This is a genomic window from Salmonella sp. NW1250, assembly GCF_051812965.1.
Lineage (GTDB): Bacteria > Pseudomonadota > Gammaproteobacteria > Enterobacterales > Enterobacteriaceae > Salmonella > Salmonella enterica.
Map to the genome: position 1 here is coordinate 190,423 of NZ_JAMNDD010000010.1, position 19,379 is coordinate 209,801.

Consider the following 19,379-nt stretch of genomic DNA (forward strand, 5'->3'; position numbering starts at 1 on the left):
TTTAACTGAAACGCCGCATTCTACACTACAACGCTAAGGCGAGGAAATGTTCATAGTGTAAGGAGAGCGGGAACTGGAAAACGCCTCGCTTTTTTCCTGTAAAACACCGCAACGCAGGAAAAGCGCATGCTTATCGGGACAACAACCCAACGCGGCAGGAGTACCGTTGGGCAAAACGTTTACTGGCGCGTTTCGATTGAGGTAGTTTCGACGCGAACAAGGTCAGGCGGGAGGGCAACGTTTAAAATCACCGGCTGCCAGGCGTCGCGCTCCGCCAGTTTTCGGGAATAGCCGCGAGCAACCAGAAAACCGCCCACGCCGCCCAGCACGGCCCCGCTTAATGCGGCAAGGTCAGATCCAAACAGCATCTGAAAAAGCGCCGCACAAAGAAATAGCCCTGCTAAAGGCGACATATAGACCAGCAACGCCGAACCTAAAAGGCTTTTTTCGGCGATGCCCAACTCGACTTTCTGCCCCGGCGCCAGCGGCTCCGCGCTTGGCACAACAATGGTATGCGTGGTTTGCGGCCCTAATTTATTCAGCACGCGACTGCCGCATCCCGCACGGGAGGCGCAGCTGCTGCATGACGCTTTAACGTCGCAGCTCACCACCGCCTGACCATTCTGCCATGAGACAACGGTTGCCCACTCTTTAATCATTGTACTGCCCTGAATTTGATACTGTCGGCAATGCGCTTCGCCGTTTGCGGCGGAAGCTCGCCGACAATGGTGATTTCCGCGTTGTCGCGAACGCTGCTATAAACCGTTCGGCGCCCGGTGCGCAGCATCTGATCGCTGCTGTTTTGCGTCGCCCGGTTCACATTGACGGAAAAGCTAAACAGACCGTCAGAATAAAGCCGCGATTCGATAGGCAGGTTATCCATCGTCGGCAACGGACGACGGCTGCTGGAAACTTCGCTAAAGCCTTGCGGCACCCAGGATGGACTCCAGTTAAATTTCGTTTTTTCGCCACCGGGAACAGAAAGCAGCGGCGGCAGATTCGCCTTCGCCAGCGCCTGCATGTTGCTGCCGATATCCTGACTCACCGTGAACGCAATAACGCGGAACTGCTCCAGCGTCTCGCCATCGCGATCCAGCAGATCAACGCGCATCGGCAGTTTGGTGTCCATGTCCATCCAGACGATATAGCTGTAACGCGTACCATCGCGCGCCACAACGCGGATAACTTCGCACAATCTGTCTGCGATACGGGTGCGTCCGACGGAAATAAAGTCGTAGTAAGGCGCCAGACGCTTGAAATCGGTGTAAATCAGGGAAGGCAGAGAATCGACAATATAATCACCGTTCAGGGTGAACGGCTCAAGGCCCGGTTCAAAATAACTGATTTCATTACCACGCTGTACGACCTCCCGGCGGGGACCGTCCAACTGTAGCAATTGCGCAAGCGGGCGACTATCCAGGCGTGCGTGTCGATAACGTAGAGATTCAACGCCTTGTTTCGTGATGCTGACGAATGACAGCTCGTAATTCAGTGACTGACTGGCGATGTTCATCTGCTGCAATAACGCCCCGGACGCAGGGTCGGCCGAGGCGTTTGCTGAGAAGAACAGGCTAGCCGCCACAAGGGACATGGCAAACCAAAGTTGCTTCATTACTGCGATTGCGTTCCTAAAGTTTGGATTCCTGGCACCTGTACCGCGGCTTGCTGGGTTTGCGCCTGCTCAAACTGAAGCTGTTCGGAGTGCAGTCGGCGCTGCAGTTCATAGTCCTGCAACATGGCATTAATGCGACGACGCTGCTCCTGTACCTGCTGTTGCTGACTGCCGACAGGCGCTGCTTCAGAAGGCACTCCCAGACTTACCGGGCTGGCTTTCCCCATCATAGGCAGGGTATTGAAAACCGGCGTTTCAGGTTGTTGGGATGTTTCAGATTGCCCATTATAGTGCTGGACACCGACGATAACTGCAAGTGAAACGCACGCCGCCACGCCCATTTGGGTAAGCTGCGCCGCCCACGGACGCACTTTTTTCCAGAACGGCATTTTCTGCCATTGCTGCGGAGCGGGTTGGGCCTCAGGGATTAATGGCGACACCTGACGTACTGGCTCGTTTTCAATAGCGGCCATCACGCGAGCGGATATATCGAAATGGAGAACGTCAGGCGTATCCCCCCGCATTGAATCGCGGATCAGGTGATAACTCTCCCAGGTTTTCTGCATTTCCGGGTCGTGCGTAAGCGCTTTGAGCAGCTCACTATCCAACGTTTCGCCATCCATCAAAGCGGAAAGTTTTTCTTTCTGCATGCCTAATACCTTTTCCAGTATCCCGCTATCGTCAACGCCTGATAAGCGGTTGAACTTTATTATCAATAGCTTCCCGCGCCCGGAAGATACGTGAACGCACCGTCCCCACCGGACAATCCATGATAGCCGCTATCTCTTCATAGCTCAGGCCATCCAGCTCCCGTAAGGTGATTGCCATACGTAAATCTTCCGGGAGGGACTCAATAGTTCGGAAAACTATCTGTCTCAGTTCTTCTGACAACATTAAGTTCTCAGGGTTCGAAATTTCTTTCAGCGCGCCGCCGCTTTCAAAGTTTTCTGCTTCAATCGCGTCTACATCACTGGAAGGCGGACGACGCCCCTGCGCAACCAGGTAGTTCTTCGCGGTATTGACCGCAATACGATACAACCAGGTATAAAAAGCGCTATCCCCCCGGAAAGAATCCAGCGCGCGATAGGCCTTAATAAATGATTCCTGTACGACATCGGGAACGTCGCCCGATGGCACATAGCGGGAAACCAGACTCGCCACTTTATGCTGGTAGCGCACTACCAGTAAGTTAAAGGCTTTCTGATCTCCCTTCTGGACCCGTTCAACCAGGACCTGGTCCGTTAACTGCTCGCTCATCCGAGGTAATGTCTCCCCAAACCAAATTTCCACGCGCTTTCGAAACGCCACTCCATAAGCCGCACTATGAGCAAGCAACAGGTTAGAGTGTCTATGTTTCGTAAAGTTCCGTTACGCATTTGTTTTTGTTTGTCATGTTGTAGACAGGTCTTATCTTCCATTATAAGTCTACAGATGCTGAACAACGCACTATCTGTACAGAAATGCCCATTTCGTCGTTTGCAGAGTAACCTAACAGCATCTTTATTTCACTACAAAATCCGACGCTAACACCCTGCCCTATAAAATATTTTTTGCCGTTTATCTCTCGCCGTATTTTTATTTTATGTTTAATAAGCACAACACCAGCGAAATCATAACGTGCTTTTTAGCGCCATATAGTGCTAATCTGCCGCAACCATGTTTAGTAAATTAAACAAGAACCATGATGACAACTCCTGAACTGTCCTGTGATGTGTTAATTATCGGCAGCGGCGCGGCCGGACTCTCGCTGGCGCTGCGTCTGGCTGAAAAGCATAAGGTTATCGTCCTGAGTAAAGGGCCGGTGAGCGAGGGCTCCACGTTTTATGCGCAGGGCGGTATTGCCGCCGTGTTTGATGAAACCGACAGTATTGCGTCGCATGTCGAAGATACGCTGATTGCCGGCGCCGGAATTTGCGATCGCCACGCGGTGGAGTTTGTCGCCAGCAACGCCCGTACCTGCGTGCAGTGGCTTATCGATCAGGGCGTCCTGTTTGATACGCATGTCCAGCCAAACGGCAAGGAGAGCTATCATCTCACGCGTGAAGGCGGCCATAGTCATCGCCGTATCCTTCATGCCGCCGACGCTACCGGAAAGGAAGTCGAAACCACGTTGGTCAGTCGGGCGCAAAATCATCCTAATATTCAGGTGCTGGAACGCAGCAACGCCGTTGATTTAATTATCTCCGATAAAATGGGTCTGCCGGGGCCTCGCCGGGTCGTCGGCGCCTGGATCTGGAATCGCAATAAAGAGTGGGTTGAAACCTGTCATGCGAAGTCGGTGGTGCTGGCGACCGGCGGCGCCTCAAAGGTGTATCAATATACCACTAACCCGGATATTTCCTCCGGCGACGGTATCGCGATGGCCTGGCGCGCAGGCTGTCGGGTCGCTAATCTGGAATTTAACCAGTTTCATCCCACCGCCCTTTATCACCCGCAGGCGCGTAATTTTCTCCTTACCGAAGCGCTGCGTGGCGAAGGCGCATACCTTAAACGTCCGGACGGTTCACGGTTTATGCCGGACGTTGACGAACGCGGGGAACTGGCGCCGCGCGATATTGTCGCCCGCGCTATTGACCATGAGATGAAACGACTCGGCGCAGACTGTATGTTTCTCGATATCAGCCACAAGCCTGACGATTTTGTCCGCCAGCACTTCCCGATGATCTATGCGAAACTGCTCGATTTGGGGCTGGATTTAACCAAAGAACCGATTCCCATTGTTCCTGCCGCGCACTATACCTGCGGCGGCGTGGTCGTCGATGATTATGGTCGTACCGATGTAGACGGCTTATATGCCATTGGCGAAGTCAGTTACACCGGCCTGCACGGCGCTAACCGTATGGCGTCCAACTCGTTGCTGGAATGCTTAGTGTACGGCTGGTCCGCAGCAATGGATATCGACAGGCGAATGCCTTCTGTCCACAGCGTTGACGTCCTTCCCGCCTGGGATGAAAGCCGCGTGGAGAACGCCGATGAGCGGGTGGTGATTCAGCATAACTGGCATGAACTGCGCCTGCTGATGTGGGACTATGTGGGCATTGTGCGCACGACGAAACGGCTGGAGCGCGCCCTACGGCGTATTACTATGTTGCAACAAGAGATTGACGAATATTACGCCAACTTTCGCGTCTCGAATAATTTACTGGAGCTGCGCAATCTGGTGCAAGTGGCCGAACTGATTGTGCGTTGCGCGATGATGCGTAAAGAGAGCCGGGGGCTGCACTTTACGCTGGATTATCCGCAACAACTGGCTGAATCAGGCCCATCGATCCTTTCGCCGTTAACGCCTCACATAAACAGATAAAATGCCTGGGTCAGCGCCGTATAACTTTCAGAATAATGCTGGTCTGACCCGCGAATTACTATTCTGTCGCTAAAGCACTCCCCGGCTTGCGGGGAGAATGCGAGCAAAACCCGGTGCGGCAAGCGCGCTTCGTTTTCCGCAACGTCAGTACGTAATCGCAAATGCCATCCCATGTTGAGCGCTTGCTGCGTAAAAGCGTTACCTATTTGTTCCGGCAAGACTACGCAAAAAAAGCCGTCTTCGGTAATACAATCCGCCGCAATAGCCAATAACGTCTGGTGATCCAGCGTAGCGGTGTAACGCGCCTGCTCCCGCTGCGGCGTGGCGCATTCCACACCGGGTTCGTAATAAGGCGGGTTGCTGATAATAAGATCAAAGCGTACCGTCTGGCGAGGCGCCCAACTCTGAATATCGTCAGTATGCACCGTTATTCGATGCGGCCAGGGAGAGTGAGCCACGTTTTCCTGCGCTTGCATGGCAGCCCCGGCATCCAGTTCCACGGCGTCAATAGGCACATTGTCATCCGTCCGCTGCGCCAGCATTAACGCCAGCAGACCGCTTCCAGTACCGATATCCAGAATTCGCTTTACATCCGCGACCGGCGCCCACGCCCCGAGTAAAATACCGTCAGTTCCCACTTTCATCGCACACCGATCGTGTGCGACAAAAAACTGTTTAAACGTAAATCCGTTACGACGAAGAACGGAGCCAGACTGAGACATGTAAAAACAACCTTGCAAAAAAACGGCGACAGCGCCGAGTGAAAACAATACCTGAGAAGGGATATCCATACAAACAGATGAAGATTGCGGCCGTAACGTCTATAATCAGCGCCCCACACAGAGGTAGAACATGACTGTAACGACTTTTTCCGAACTTGAACTCGACGAAAGCCTGCTGGATGCCCTCCAGGATAAAGGTTTCACTCGCCCGACCGCCATTCAGGCTGCCGCCATTCCGCCTGCGCTCGATGGCCGTGATGTACTCGGTTCTGCGCCGACAGGCACCGGTAAAACGGCGGCATATCTGCTGCCGGCGTTGCAGCACCTGCTCGACTTTCCGCGTAAAAAATCGGGGCCGCCGCGCATTCTGATCCTGACGCCAACCCGCGAACTGGCAATGCAGGTTGCCGATCACGCTCGTGAACTGGCTAAGCATACTCATCTGGATATCGCCACGATTACCGGCGGCGTGGCCTATATGAACCATGCTGAAGTGTTTAGCGAAAACCAGGATATCGTGGTCGCCACGACGGGCCGTCTGCTGCAATATATAAAAGAAGAGAACTTTGACTGCCGGGCGGTTGAAACACTGATTCTTGACGAAGCTGACCGGATGCTCGACATGGGCTTCGCTCAGGACATTGAACATATCGCTGGTGAGACCCGCTGGCGTAAACAGACGATGCTGTTCTCCGCCACGCTGGAAGGCGATGCGATTAAAGATTTTGCCGAGCGCCTGCTGGAAGACCCGGTTGAGGTTTCCGCCAATCCGTCAACCCGCGAGCGTAAGAAAATTCACCAGTGGTACTACCGTGCCGACAATTTCGAACATAAAGTTGCGCTGTTGAAGCATCTGCTAAAACAAGACGATGCAACCCGTTCTATCGTGTTTGTACGTAAACGTGAACGCGTCCATGAACTGGCTGAAACGCTGCGTCTGGCAGGGATCAACAATTGCTATCTTGAAGGCGAGATGGCGCAGATCAAACGTAACGAAGGTATTAAGCGTCTCACCGACGGTCGCGTTAACGTGCTGGTCGCGACCGACGTCGCGGCACGCGGGATTGATATTCCTGACGTCAGCCACGTCATTAACTTCGACATGCCGCGCAGTGGCGATACCTATCTGCATCGCATTGGTCGTACAGGCCGTGCGGGTCGCAAAGGCACTGCAATCTCGCTGGTAGAAGCCCACGACCATCTGTTGCTGCTGAAAATCGGTCGCTACATCGAAGAGCCGCTAAAAGCGCGCGTCATTGATGAGCTTCGCCCGACCACGCGTGCGCCCAGCGAAAAGCTGACCGGCAAACCGTCGAAAAAAGTGCTGGCGAAACGCGCCGAGAAGAAAAAAGAGAAAGAAAAAGAGAAGCCGCGCGTGAAGAAACGTCACCGCGATACAAAAAATATCGGTAAGCGCCGCAAGCCAAGCGGTACGAAAATGCAGGAGCAATCCAGCGAAGAGTGATGATAATGCCGGGTTCGTTAACCCGGCATTTTTTTATCTTCCACGGTAAAACACGCCTCCATACACTGCATAAATATCTGCATTGCCGGGCTGACCGCTTTCCCGGCATGATGGGCGCACAGCGCCATGATCGATAGCGACGGCGCGCCAAACGGCAGCTCTTTCAACTGACCGATACTAAGTTCTCGTTCAACGGCAAAACGTGGTAAAAAGCTGATGCCCAGGTTAGCAGCCACACACTGTTTAATGCTCTCAATACTCCACAATTCAATGGTGTTTTCCAGCGTAATCCGCCTCTGCCGTAGCGTACTTTCAAACAGCTGGCGGAAGACACATTGCGGTTCATTGATGATGAAGCTGCAGGGGATATGCTGATCTGGCTGCGTAAAATCAGCATCCTGTAGCAGTGGAGAGGCCACCAGCGCCAGCGACTGCTCCCCCAGTTGCTGCATCGTGAGCGCGTCATCATTACCTACGCGATAAAAAACGCCCAAATCGACCTCGTCATTCAGCAACGCATCACGTATCACATAGCAATTCAGCGACTGTAGCGACAATCTGACATTCGGCGCTCGCAGCTTAAAACGTTGTAAAACCTGCGGCATTTTGTACGCCAGTAAGGTTTCACCTGTCGCCACGCGCAGCTCTCCGCCGGGTTCCGCATCCTGTCTTGCGGCTTTACGAATCGACTCCATCACACGCGTCAGTTCATGGATATGCGGCATCAGCTTTTTCCCCTCATTGGTCAGGCACATTCGGCGCCCTATTTTCTCGAACAGTTGCAGGGAAAACTCACGTTCAAGCTGTTGAATATGAAAAGTTACCGTCGACTGAGTACAGCACAGCTTTTGCGAAGCCCGCAGAAACGAGCCCTCTTCCACTACCGTTTTCAGCGTAATAAACCGACGCAGATCCATAACCACCAACCTATCGAAAATCTCGAATTCAGAATTAAAAAACATTCATTTTTTTAAATATTTCATATCGGGTACTGTCTGCTAAAACAGAGGAGATGACAAGTGACACCGATGCTTTTAAGCGCTTTCTGGACTTATACATTAATCACCGCCCTTACCCCCGGCCCAAACAATATTCTCGCGCTTAGCGCAGCAACTGCACATGGTTTTCGGCAGAGTATTCGTGTACTGACAGGTATGAGTCTGGGATTTTTGGTCGTCATGCTGCTGTGCGCCGGGATCGCGTTTTCCCTTGCGGTTATCGATCCGGCAATCATTCATTTACTCAGTTGGGTGGGGGCTGCGTATATCCTGTGGCTGGCGTGGAAAATTGCCACCAGTCCAGCGGCGGATGAGAATGTCAGACCCAAACCGGTTGGCTTTTGGATAAGCTTTGGCCTGCAGTTTGTGAACGTCAAAATTATTCTGTACGGCATTACCGCTCTGTCTACATTTGTTTTACCGCAAACGCAGGCGCTGAACTGGGTCATCGGCGTCAGTATATTGCTGGCATTGATCGGCACGTTCGGTAATGTGTGTTGGGCGCTGGCGGGACATCTGTTTCAGCGGGCGTTTCGCCATTATGGTCGCCAGTTAAATATCATTCTGGCGTTACTGCTGGTGTACTGCGCGGTGCGGATTTTTTACTGACCCAAATAAAACAAAAGCGGAAAAGGCCCGGCCTCTTCCGCTTGTTATTACCGGATAAGCCTTACAGGCTTTCGGTAAAGGTACGAGCGATAACGTCGCGCTGCTGTTCCGGCGTCAGGGAGTTAAAACGCACCGCATAACCAGAAACACGAATAGTCAGCTGCGGGTATTTTTCCGGATGCTTAACCGCATCTTCCAGAGTTTCACGACGCAGAACGTTAACGTTCAGATGCTGACCGCCTTCAACGCGTACTTCCGGTTTAACTTCCATCGGAATTTCACGGTATTCAATCTCGCCCAGTTTGCTGACAGCCACAACTTCATCTTCAGCAAAGCCGGATTTTGCAACGATGCAGCGCGCTTCGCCTTTTTCGCTGTCCAGCAGCCAGAAGGAATTCAGCAGGTCGTCGTTAGCGGCTTTAGTAATCTGGATACCTGTAATCATGTGATGCCTCCCCAGGCAAAATTATTTGATTTCGGTCGGCCTAATCCCGGCCAATTGGTAAAACCATTGTTGCTTGAGTGTATATATACCCTTCGATCCCCCTTCATTCTTTGATTTAAATCAATAAAAACCACACCATAAAAAGGGTGATGAAGGGAATTTATTGTTTTACATCAACTTACACCATTCAGACCTATAAACTTTTTACATAAATTTTCAACTATCTTTTGTAGGTAACCGTTTTTGTAGCACGCAGGATTTTGCACTGCAGAAAGAAGCAGTTAAGCTAAGGGAACTGGAAATTCGCAGGAGAGCGAGATGGCGACTGAGTTAACCTGGCACGATGTGCTGGCTGATGAGAAACAGCAACCTTACTTTATCAATACGCTTCACACTGTTGCTGGCGAGCGTCAGTCGGGTATCACGGTCTACCCGCCGCAAAAAGATGTGTTTAACGCCTTTCGCTTCACGGAACTGGGCGACGTTAAGGTGGTGATCCTGGGACAAGATCCTTACCACGGCCCCGGCCAGGCACATGGTCTGGCGTTTTCCGTGCGTCCTGGGATCGCTCCCCCGCCGTCATTAGTGAATATGTACAAAGAGCTGGAAGCCTCCATTCCCGGCTTTGTTCGCCCCGCGCACGGTTATCTGGAAAGCTGGGCACGCCAGGGCGTACTGTTACTGAATACGGTGCTCACGGTACGGGCAGGCCAGGCGCACTCTCATGCCAGCCTGGGGTGGGAAACCTTTACGGATAAAGTGATAAGCCTGATTAACCAACACCGCGAAGGGGTCGTCTTCCTGCTGTGGGGCTCGCACGCCCAGAAGAAAGGCGCGATTATTGATCCACAGCGCCACCATATTCTGAAAGCTCCGCATCCCTCGCCACTCTCTGCGCACCGCGGATTTTTTGGCTGTAACCATTTTGCGCTAACGAACCAATGGCTGGAACAACACGGCGAGAAAACTATCGACTGGACGCCAGTATTACCGACTGAGAGTGAATAACGTTGGCGGCTCGCCGTTTTATCGCCCGGATAACGGCGCGAAAGCGCCTTGTCTGACCGGGCGGTAGAAAGTACATCATTGGCCCGGCGCGCGTTGCGTCACCGGGCTGCAGCCCTTACGCTTTATTCTGTCGCCACCACTCGGCGAGCAGTACGCCTGTCGCAACCGACACATTCAGGCTTTCCACGTTCCCGGTGCCGTTAATTTTCACGCACAGATCGCCGGGTTCGCGCGCCGCTTCCGGCAGGTAGTCATATTCACGGCCTAAGACCAGCACCATCTTTTCCGGCAGGGTCGTACTAAAGAGCGCCTGACCGCGATCGCTGGACGTCGTCACCACGGTGTACCCCGCCTGACGAAAATCATCCAGTACGTCAACAATGCTTTCACCAGTAATCGGCTGGACATGCTCCGCCCCGCCTTCCGCAGTACGAATCGCCGCGCCGGACTCCAGCAACGCCGCATCCTGTACCACCACGCCTTTCACGCCGAAGTGCGCGCAGCTACGCATCATGCCGCCCAGATTATGCGGGTTAGCGACATCTTCCAACGCCAGCACGCAGTCTTGATCCGCCGCCTGCTTTACCCATTGCTTAACGGTCGTACCGTTACGCTTTTTAATCAGGAAACACACGCCACCGTGGTGCTCAGTCCCGGAAGCTTTTGCCAGTTCGGCTTCATCCACCACATGGTAGGCTTTACGATTCGCCGCCATCCAGCGCAGCGCCTCTTTAAAACGCGGGGTCACGCTTTGGATAAACCATGCGCGCACGATGGCGTCAGGACGGCTCTGGAATAGCGCCTGGCAGGCGTTTTCGCCGTAGACGCGCGTCTCTTCCGCACGCTGGCGACGCAAAACTTCAGGGTCGATAAAACTTTTACCGCTAATACCACCATGATCGACTTTCTCAGGCGTTTCATCGCCTGGCGCGCGGGACACGGTGCGCCACGGCGAAGTTTCATGTTTACGGTCACGGCTCTGATTATTTCGCTCATCACGGGCGGGGCGACGTCCACCGTCAGTGCGAGACTTTGCTGGGCGGCCTCCCCCTTTCCCGGTACGCGGGTTATGGGTGCGTTTATCAGAGTCATCATCACTACGGACATACATCACTTTGACTTTGCCGCTTTTGTTTTTTAATTCATCGTTCATGCTTTTCTCCACCAGCGCTGCGCGAAGCGCGAAGATTACCCGATGTGCATCCGGTTAGCCATGATTTCGTTTAAAAGCTTGCGACTATTGTACTCATTGAATAAAACACATTGTTGTTTAGCACAGACTCCTCGATAATATGTAACATTATAGAAACATCCCGCGCATAGCGGGACGTCTTCCGACGTATTCAGAGGTTAGCTATGAACACCGTTTGTACCCATTGTCAGGCCATTAACCGCATCCCCGACGATCGGCTTCAGGACGCGGCAAAATGTGGACGCTGCGGTCATGAGTTGTTTGACGGAGAAGTCATTAATGCGACCGGCGAAACGCTGGACAAACTATTGAAGGACGATCTTCCAGTGGTGATCGACTTCTGGGCCCCCTGGTGCGGCCCTTGCCGTAACTTTGCGCCAATCTTCGAGGATGTCGCAGAAGAGCGCAGCGGTAAAGTCCGTTTCGTCAAAGTGAATACCGAGGCGGAACGGGAACTCAGCGCCCGTTTCGGTATCCGCAGCATCCCGACAATTATGATTTTTAAACATGGACAGGTGGTCGATATGCTTAATGGCGCAGTGCCTAAAGCGCCTTTCGACAGCTGGCTGAACGAAGCGCTGTAAACGCCACGGGGCGCATCTTGTGCCCCGTTTTCACCTCTGCCACAATAGCGTTTTTCTCCGCAAACGCTTTCTATGACCAATAACGCTGTCCTTCAGTTACGCGCCGAGCGGCTTGCGCGCGCTACTCGCCCTTTTCTTGCCAGAGGCAATCGGGTTCGCCGCTGTCAACGCTGCCTGCTGCCGCTAAAATCTTGCCTGTGTGATACGTTAACGCCTTCTCAGGCGAAAAGCCGTTTTTGTCTGGTCATGTTTGACACTGAACCGATGAAACCCAGCAATACCGGCCGGCTGATAGCCGATATTTTGCCGGATACCGCGGCGTTTCAGTGGTCGCGTACCGAGCCGCCGCAGGCGTTGCTGGAGCTGGTACGGCATCCGGATTATCAGCCGATAGTGGTCTTTCCTGCGTCCTACGCCGGCGAAGCGCGCGAGGTCATTTCCACCCCGCCCGCCGGGAAACCGCCGCTGTTTATTATGCTGGACGGCACCTGGCCCGAAGCACGTAAAATGTTTCGTAAAAGCCCTTATCTGGATCATCTGCCGGTCATTTCCGTCGATTTATCGCGTCTTTCAGCTTATCGTCTGCGTGAAATCCATGCCGAAGGGCAATATTGTACCGCCGAAGTCGCCATAGCGTTGTTAGATCTGGCGGGAGATACCGAGGCGGCAACCAGTTTAGGTGAACATTTCACCCGTTTCAAAACGCGCTATCTGGCAGGAAAAACGCAACATCCGGGAAACGTCACAGCATAAAATAGCGAAAGCGTTTAAAATTATCCGGTCACTTCTGTGTAAGGGAAACCGGTATGAGCCAGCAAGGACTGGAAGCGCTACTGCGACCAAAATCGATCGCGGTGATTGGCGCATCAATGAAGCCCCACCGCGCGGGTTACCTGATGATGCGTAACTTGTTGGCGGGCGGATTCAATGGCCCCGTCCTTCCCGTGACGCCCGCCTGGAAAGCCGTTTTAGGCGTCATGGCCTGGCCGGATATCGCCAGTCTTCCTTTCACCCCCGATCTGGCTATTTTATGCACTAACGCCAGCCGTAACCTGGCGTTACTGGACGCGCTTGGCGCGAAAGGGTGTAAAACGTGCATTATCCTTTCTGCTCCCACGTCGCAACATGAAGAACTTCTTGCCTGTGCCCGGCATTATAAAATGCGTCTGCTGGGTCCAAACAGTCTTGGGCTCCTCGCGCCGTGGCAAGGGCTGAATGCCAGCTTTTCTCCCGTCCCGATTAAACAGGGCAAGCTCGCTTTTATTTCCCAGTCTGCCGCCGTGTCCAATACTATTCTTGACTGGGCGCAACAGCGTGAAATGGGCTTTTCCTACTTTATCGCGCTGGGCGATAGCCTGGATATTGATGTCGATGAACTACTGGACTATCTGGCGCGCGATAGCAAGACCAGCGCAATTTTGCTCTATCTGGAACAGTTAAGCGACGCCCGCCGTTTTGTTTCCGCCGCCCGTAGCGCTTCACGTAACAAACCGATTCTGGTGATTAAAAGCGGCCGAAGCCCGGCAGCCCAGCGTTTACTTAATACCAGCGCGGGAATGGACCCTGCGTGGGATGCGGCCATCCAGCGCGCAGGCCTGCTGCGAGTCCAGGATACGCACGAGCTTTTTTCCGCCGTCGAAACACTAAGCCATATGCGTCCGCTACGCGGCGACAGACTGATGATCATCAGCAATGGCGCCGCGCCTGCCGCGCTGGCGTTAGATGAGTTGTGGTCGCGTAACGGTAAGCTGGCGACGTTGAGCGAAGAGACCTGCCTGCAACTACGGCAGGCGCTTCCCGCGCACATAGATATTGCCAATCCGCTGGATCTGTGTGATGACGCCAGCAGCGAACATTACGTCAAAACGCTGGATATCCTGCTCGCCAGTCAGGATTTTGACGCGCTTATGGTTATCCACTCTCCCAGCGCTGCCGCGCCGGGTACAGAAAGCGCCCATGCTCTGATCGAGACGATTAAGCGCCACCCCAGAGGCAAGTTTGTTACGCTACTGACAAACTGGTGCGGCGAGTTCTCATCTCAGGAAGCAAGACGGCTGTTCAGCGAAGCCGGATTACCAACCTACCGCACGCCGGAAGGCACGATTACCGCGTTTATGCATATGGTGGAATACCGGCGTAACCAGAAGCAACTGCGGGAAACGCCAGCGCTGCCGAGTAACCTGACGTCCAATACCGCTGAGGCGCATAATCTGTTACAGCGGGCGATTGCGGAAGGCGCCACCTCACTGGATACCCATGAAGTACAGCCGATTTTACACGCCTATGGGCTGCATACGCTCCCAACCTGGATTGCCAGCGACAGCGCTGAAGCGGTGCATATCGCCGAACAGATAGGCTATCCGGTAGCTCTCAAGCTGCGCTCGCCCGACATTCCGCATAAATCTGAAGTTCAGGGGGTCATGCTTTACCTGCGGACCGCAAGCGAGGTACAACAGGCCGCGAACGCCATTTTCGATCGTGTAAAGATGGCCTGGCCGCAGGCGCGGATTCACGGTTTGCTGGTACAAAGCATGGCTAACCGCGCCGGCGCGCAGGAGCTTCGAGTGGTGGTCGAGCACGATCCGGTGTTTGGTCCTTTGATTATGTTGGGTGAAGGCGGCGTAGAGTGGCGTCCGGAAGAGCAGGCTGTCGTCGCGCTGCCGCCGCTCAACATGAACCTGGCGCGCTATCTGGTGATTCAGGGCATTAAACAGCGGAAAATTCGCGCCCGTAGCGCGCTGCGTCCGCTGGATATTGTCGGTTTAAGCCAATTGCTGGTCCAGGTTTCAAACCTGATTGTCGACTGCCCGGAAATTCAGCGTCTGGATATCCATCCGCTGCTGGCTTCCGCCAGTGAGTTTACCGCGCTGGATGTGACGCTGGATATTGCCCCGTTTGATGGCGATAACGAAAGTCGACTTGCGGTACGCCCCTATCCCCACCAGCTTGAAGAGTGGGTGGAGATGAAAAATGGCGATCGCTGCCTGTTCCGTCCTATCCTGCCGGAAGATGAGCCCCAACTGCGACAATTCATCGCACAGGTCACCAAAGAGGATCTTTACTACCGTTATTTCAGCGAGATCAACGAATTCACCCATGAAGATTTAGCCAACATGACGCAGATCGACTACGATCGAGAAATGGCCTTTGTGGCCGTGAGGCGGATGGACAACGCTGAAGAGATCCTCGGCGTAACGCGCGCGATCTCCGATCCTGACAACGTAGATGCCGAATTTGCCGTATTGGTGCGTTCAGATCTCAAAGGGTTGGGTTTAGGACGCCGTTTAATGGAGAAATTGATTGCCTATACTCGCGATCACGGATTGAAGCGGCTGAACGGTATTACGATGCCGAACAATCGCGGCATGGTCGCGCTGGCCAGAAAACTGGGATTTCAGGTCGATATTCAGCTCGAAGAGGGCATCGTGGGATTGACGCTGAATCTGGCCAAATGTGATGAATCGTGAGTAATGTACTGGAAATGTTGACCACTTTAACGGGTACTGATGTTATTATTGCTCGCTTATGTCGTCTGCATAGCACAGAGGACCCTTCAATGAACAGAGAAGAAATGCACTGTGATGTTGTCAAAATTTAAGCGTAATAAACATCAACAACACCTTGCCCAACTCCCTAAGATTTCTCAGTCAGTTGATGATGTAGATTTCTTTTATACTCCTGCTACTTTTCGGGAGACACTGCTGGAGAAAATCGCCAGCGCGACGCAGCGTATTTGTATCGTTGCCCTGTATCTGGAACAGGACGATGGGGGTAAAGGTATACTCGACGCGCTCTATGCGGCTAAACGGCAGCGTCCTGAACTGGACGTGAGGGTGCTGGTCGACTGGCATCGCGCGCAACGCGGGCGCATTGGCGCAGCGGCCTCGAATACCAATGCAGACTGGTATTGCCGACTGGCGCAGGAAAACCCCGGCATTGATGTCCCGGTTTACGGCGTACCGATTAATACGCGAGAAGCGCTTGGCGTACTGCATTTTAAAGGCTTTATCATTGATGATAGCGTCCTGTACAGCGGCGCCAGCCTGAACGATGTCTATCTCCATCAGCATGACAAATATCGCTACGATCGCTACCAGCTGATTCGCAATCGGCAAATGGCAGACATCATGTTTGACTGGGTGACGCAAAATCTGATGAATGGCCGTGGTGTGAATCGTCTGGATAATACCCAGCGTCCGAAAAGCCCGGAGATTAAAAACGATATCCGCTTATACCGTCAGGAGCTACGTGATGCGTCATATCATTTTCAGGGTGACGCTAATGACGAGCAGCTCTCCGTTACGCCGCTGGTCGGGCTTGGCAAATCCAGTCTGCTGAACAAAACCATTTTCCATCTCATGCCCTGTGCGGAGCATAAGCTCACCATTTGTACCCCTTACTTCAATCTACCAGCGGTACTGGTGCGGAATATTATTCAGCTACTGCGCGATGGAAAGAAAGTCGAAATCATAGTTGGCGATAAAACCGCGAATGATTTTTACATTCCGGAAGATGAGCCGTTCAAGATCATTGGCGCGCTGCCCTATCTCTATGAGATTAACCTGCGCCGCTTCCTGAGCCGTTTACAGTATTACGTCAATACCGATCAGCTTGTGGTGCGTCTGTGGAAAGATGACGACAATACCTATCATTTGAAAGGGATGTGGGTAGATGATAAATGGATGCTACTCACCGGCAACAATCTGAATCCTCGCGCCTGGCGTCTGGATCTGGAAAACGCCATTCTGATCCACGATCCTAAGCAGGAGCTTGCCCCTCAGCGGGAAAAAGAGCTGGAACTTATCCGAACGCACACAGCCATCGTAAAACATTATCGTGACCTGCAGAGCATTGCCGACTATCCGATAAAAGTGCGTAAATTGATTCGCCGCCTGCGCCGGATCCGCATCGACAGATTAATTAGCCGTATCCTGTAATCGAAGCCCCGTCCTGTACGGGGTTTTCTCTTAGGAGTGAACTGGTGCGCGTGTTGATTCCTTTTACGGTGTTGTTTCTCTCCGGGTGCAGCCATCTGGCTAACGACCACTGGAGCGGTCAGGATAAAGCCCAACATTTTATGGCATCAGCGATGCTATCGGCAGCCGGTAATGAGTATGCGCGTCACCAGGGAGTAAGCCCTGACCGCAGCGCAGCGATAGGGCTGATGTTTTCTTTGAGTCTCGGAGCCTCAAAAGAACTCTGGGACAGCCGCCCGGAAGGCAGCGGCTGGAGCTGGAAAGATTTTGTCTGGGATGTCGCTGGCGCGACAACCGGTTACGCTATCTGGCAAATGGCGCGATACTAAAGGCGTAAGCCCTTTCCTTTACGGTGCAACATCAGCGAAACCAGGAAAGCCAGAACGGCCATCGCGGTAACATACCAGAAGAACGAACTCTCCATACCGACAGATTTTAGCGACAGCGCGACATATTCCGCAGAGCCGCCAAATAACGCATTTGCTACCGCATAGGATAAACCGACGCCCAGGGCGCGAACCTGCGCCGGAAACATCTCCGCTTTCAGGATCCCGCTAATCGAGGTATAGAAACTCACAATCAATAGCGCGCACATCACTAAAGCAAATGCGGCATAAGGCGACGTCACATCCTGCAATGCGGAGAGAATTGGAACGGTGAAAAGCGTCGCGAGCGCGCCAAAGCATAGCATAGAAGTGCGCCTGCCAATCTTATCGGATAACGCGCCGAATAACGGCTGCACCGACATGAAAACACACAGCGCAGCCGTCATAATGCCGCTGGCGACATTGGCATGCATACCTGCTGTATTTACCAGATATTTCTGCATATAGGTGGTGAAGGTATAAAAGCACAGCGAGCCTGCCGCGGTGAAACCAAGCACCATCAAAAAGGCTTTGCGATTACGCCACAAACCTTTCAACGAACCCGCTTCTTTTAACGCGCGAGTCTCATGCTTCGAGGTTTCATCCAGCTGGCGACGTAGCCATAACGCCACAACCGCCAGCACGGCGCCCAGCGCAAAGGGAATACGCCATCCCCAGGCACGAAGCTCAGCATCCTCCAGAACCTGCTGCAAAATCACAACGACCAGCAATGCCAGTAGTTGGCCACCGATAAGCGTAACGTACTGAAACGAGGCGAAAAATCCCTTACGACCTTCAAGCGCAACTTCACTCATATATGTCGCGCTGGTCCCATACTCTCCCCCTACCGAGAGCCCCTGAAATAACCTTGCAATAAGTAGCAGCGCCGGTGCCCAGATGCCGATGGTATCGTAACCAGGTAAGCAGGCAATCACCAGCGACCCCATGCACATCATGCACACCGAAATCAACATTGAGGCTTTGCGCCCGCGTCGATCGGCAATGCGTCCAAACAGCCAACCACCGATAGGCCGCATTAAAAAACCGGCGGCAAAGACGCCTGCCGTTTGCAAAAGCTGAGTAGTGGTATTACCAGAAGGAAAGAAGATATGTGCAAAATAGAGCGAGCAGAAAGAGTAGACGTAGAAATCAAACCATTCCACTAAGTTTCCGGAAGAGGCCCCCACGATAGCCCATATGCGTCGCCGCATCTCCGGAGCCTCAGCGTTGTTTTTATCTATACGCTGAATAATTTCTGCCATACTGTTCTCCTTGTTGCCAGGCTTAATCGGCCTTTTATTTTGGAGATTCAGATTACGCGAGACAAAAAAGTAAATAAAGTGTTAATTATTTGTTTGCTAATTTTTATCCCCACCGTGCCTGATGCTGGCGTTTCCGTTTCAGATAGTCTTCGTCCTGACGAATTTTATCCCACCAACCTTTGAAAACCGTTGCCGCCGCGGCCTTAATAGGATCATTACCCCGTGTATTCAGGCTGCCGTCTTCTGCATACTTTTTACCGCCTTTATAGTTAGCGTATCGCCTGGCGCGGGTGTATCCCATCTGAATAAATTTACGCGCCATATCCATACCAACGAAATCATCCTGCTGCCGGTAAGCTTCGAACAACTGGTAGATCTGTTCTGCGGATTTCATCGCCGATGCTTCATCTTTATAGCGCCAGAAAGGAAGAATTTCGCTTTTGTAGGGTTCAACCAGTAGCACCCCCTGCTCGCCTCGTCCAACCTGATACAATTCAGGCTGCTGGCGGAAGTCGATGCTGGAAAAGTCCTGCTGGTAGTTAAAAGGTTTGATAGCCAATGAAAATCCTCACTGCTTATATAAGCACGTGTAAAGGATAGTTCATCGTTAACGATTGGGTGGGTTGTGCTCTTATCGGTTCTACAAGAGCACCAGATTCGTAGGCGGGATAATTCCTGTAGGCCGAATAAGGCGGAGCCGCCATCCGGCAGAAACAGACAAAAACAAAAGGCCCAGTCTTTCGACTGAGCCGTTTGCTTAATTTGATGCCTGGCAGTTCCCTACTCTCGCATGGGGAGACCCCACACTACCATCGGCGCTACGGCGTTTCACTTCTG

20 protein-coding genes are annotated in these 19,379 nt (G+C 52.9%); 9 read left to right on the forward strand and 11 right to left on the reverse strand.

What is annotated here, in order from left to right; all coding sequences use genetic code 11:
• Positions 1-179: 179 nt before the first annotated feature.
• Genes rseC through rseD form a run of 5 tightly spaced genes read right to left on the reverse strand, consistent with a single transcriptional unit; the run spans position 180 to position 3,030 of the window.
• Positions 180-659: a SoxR-reducing system protein RseC gene (gene rseC, locus NBA72_RS17750; protein WP_000589087.1), complete on the reverse strand. Its 480-nt coding sequence runs from the start codon at positions 657-659 to the stop codon at positions 180-182.
• Positions 656-1,612 (reverse strand): sigma-E factor regulatory protein RseB, encoded by a 957-nt coding sequence (gene rseB / locus NBA72_RS17755; RefSeq protein WP_000812019.1) that lies wholly within the window; start codon positions 1,610-1,612, stop codon positions 656-658. Before rseB ends, rseC begins: the two co-directional genes overlap by 4 nt.
• Positions 1,612-2,262, reverse strand: a complete 651-nt coding sequence (gene rseA / locus NBA72_RS17760) for an anti-sigma-E factor RseA (RefSeq protein ID WP_001168374.1) — start codon at positions 2,260-2,262, stop codon at positions 1,612-1,614. The genes rseB and rseA overlap by 1 nt, the downstream gene beginning before the upstream one ends.
• 31 nt (positions 2,263-2,293) lie before the next feature.
• The gene (gene rpoE, locus NBA72_RS17765; RefSeq protein ID WP_000003307.1) at positions 2,294-2,869 is read right to left on the reverse strand and encodes an RNA polymerase sigma factor RpoE; all 576 of its coding nucleotides are present in this window, start codon (positions 2,867-2,869) and stop codon (positions 2,294-2,296) included.
• A complete protein-coding gene (rseD, locus tag NBA72_RS17770; RefSeq protein ID WP_014344135.1) occupies positions 2,866-3,030 on the reverse strand; it encodes a rpoE leader peptide RseD in 165 nt (54 codons plus the stop codon). The genes rpoE and rseD overlap by 4 nt, the downstream gene beginning before the upstream one ends.
• A 263-nt stretch (positions 3,031-3,293) precedes the next feature.
• On the opposite strand from rseD, the gene nadB reads away from it, so the two are divergent.
• On the forward strand, positions 3,294-4,916 hold the full coding sequence (nadB, locus tag NBA72_RS17775; RefSeq protein ID WP_042948292.1) for an L-aspartate oxidase: 1,623 nt from the start codon (positions 3,294-3,296) through the stop codon (positions 4,914-4,916).
• Here nadB and trmN read toward each other — a convergent pair.
• Complete coding sequence (gene trmN / locus NBA72_RS17780; RefSeq protein WP_042948289.1) at positions 4,901-5,638, reverse strand: tRNA(1)(Val) (adenine(37)-N(6))-methyltransferase TrmN; 738 nt, start codon at positions 5,636-5,638, stop codon at positions 4,901-4,903. The genes nadB and trmN overlap by 16 nt on opposite strands.
• Before the next feature lie 130 nt (positions 5,639-5,768).
• On the opposite strand from trmN, the gene srmB reads away from it, so the two are divergent.
• Entirely contained in the window at positions 5,769-7,103 is a 1,335-nt protein-coding gene (gene srmB / locus NBA72_RS17785) for an ATP-dependent RNA helicase SrmB (RefSeq protein WP_000219174.1), read from the forward strand.
• A 17-nt stretch (positions 7,104-7,120) separates the two neighbouring features.
• On the opposite strand, the gene NBA72_RS17790 is transcribed toward srmB, so the two are convergent.
• Entirely contained in the window at positions 7,121-8,020 is a 900-nt protein-coding gene (locus NBA72_RS17790; protein ID WP_077917541.1) for a LysR family transcriptional regulator, read from the reverse strand.
• Between the two features lie 102 nt (positions 8,021-8,122).
• Here NBA72_RS17790 and eamB point away from each other — a divergent pair, with 102 nt between their 5' ends.
• The gene (eamB, locus tag NBA72_RS17795; RefSeq protein WP_000188418.1) at positions 8,123-8,710 is read left to right on the forward strand and encodes a cysteine/O-acetylserine transporter; all 588 of its coding nucleotides are present in this window, start codon (positions 8,123-8,125) and stop codon (positions 8,708-8,710) included.
• A 61-nt stretch (positions 8,711-8,771) separates the two neighbouring features.
• Here eamB and grcA read toward each other — a convergent pair whose 3' ends face one another.
• The gene (grcA, locus tag NBA72_RS17800; RefSeq protein ID WP_000627811.1) at positions 8,772-9,155 is read right to left on the reverse strand and encodes an autonomous glycyl radical cofactor GrcA; all 384 of its coding nucleotides are present in this window, start codon (positions 9,153-9,155) and stop codon (positions 8,772-8,774) included.
• A 318-nt stretch (positions 9,156-9,473) separates the two neighbouring features.
• Between grcA and ung the strand changes: the two genes are divergently transcribed.
• The gene (ung, locus tag NBA72_RS17805; RefSeq protein WP_023246021.1) at positions 9,474-10,163 is read left to right on the forward strand and encodes a uracil-DNA glycosylase; all 690 of its coding nucleotides are present in this window, start codon (positions 9,474-9,476) and stop codon (positions 10,161-10,163) included.
• Positions 10,164-10,278: 115 nt separating this feature from the next.
• Here ung and NBA72_RS17810 read toward each other — a convergent pair whose 3' ends face one another.
• Positions 10,279-11,316, reverse strand: coding sequence for a tRNA/rRNA methyltransferase (locus NBA72_RS17810; protein WP_000997370.1), 1,038 nt, complete (start codon positions 11,314-11,316; stop codon positions 10,279-10,281).
• A gap of 203 nt (positions 11,317-11,519) precedes the next feature.
• Here NBA72_RS17810 and trxC point away from each other — a divergent pair, with 203 nt between their 5' ends.
• The 5 genes from trxC (at position 11,520) to NBA72_RS17835 (ending at position 17,244) form a co-directional block, all read left to right on the forward strand.
• Entirely contained in the window at positions 11,520-11,939 is a 420-nt protein-coding gene (gene trxC, locus NBA72_RS17815) for a thioredoxin TrxC (RefSeq protein WP_001098732.1), read from the forward strand.
• A gap of 72 nt (positions 11,940-12,011) precedes the next feature.
• On the forward strand, positions 12,012-12,692 hold the full coding sequence (gene tapT, locus NBA72_RS17820; protein ID WP_000183647.1) for a tRNA-uridine aminocarboxypropyltransferase: 681 nt from the start codon (positions 12,012-12,014) through the stop codon (positions 12,690-12,692).
• 53 nt (positions 12,693-12,745) lie between these two features.
• The gene (pat, locus tag NBA72_RS17825; RefSeq protein WP_000082643.1) at positions 12,746-15,406 is read left to right on the forward strand and encodes a protein lysine acetyltransferase; all 2,661 of its coding nucleotides are present in this window, start codon (positions 12,746-12,748) and stop codon (positions 15,404-15,406) included.
• Between the two features lie 114 nt (positions 15,407-15,520).
• Positions 15,521-16,876 (forward strand): CDP-diacylglycerol--serine O-phosphatidyltransferase, encoded by a 1,356-nt coding sequence (pssA, locus tag NBA72_RS17830; protein WP_042948280.1) that lies wholly within the window; start codon positions 15,521-15,523, stop codon positions 16,874-16,876.
• Positions 16,877-16,920: 44 nt separating this feature from the next.
• The gene (locus tag NBA72_RS17835; RefSeq protein WP_001264473.1) at positions 16,921-17,244 is read left to right on the forward strand and encodes a YfiM family lipoprotein; all 324 of its coding nucleotides are present in this window, start codon (positions 16,921-16,923) and stop codon (positions 17,242-17,244) included.
• Here NBA72_RS17835 and NBA72_RS17840 read toward each other — a convergent pair.
• Complete coding sequence (locus NBA72_RS17840; RefSeq protein WP_042948277.1) at positions 17,241-18,542, reverse strand: MFS transporter; 1,302 nt, start codon at positions 18,540-18,542, stop codon at positions 17,241-17,243. The two genes, NBA72_RS17835 and NBA72_RS17840, sit on opposite strands and share 4 nt — an antisense overlap.
• Positions 18,543-18,645: 103 nt before the next feature.
• On the reverse strand, positions 18,646-19,101 hold the full coding sequence (locus tag NBA72_RS17845; protein ID WP_000985653.1) for a DUF4385 domain-containing protein: 456 nt from the start codon (positions 19,099-19,101) through the stop codon (positions 18,646-18,648).
• Positions 19,102-19,379 lie beyond the last annotated feature (278 nt).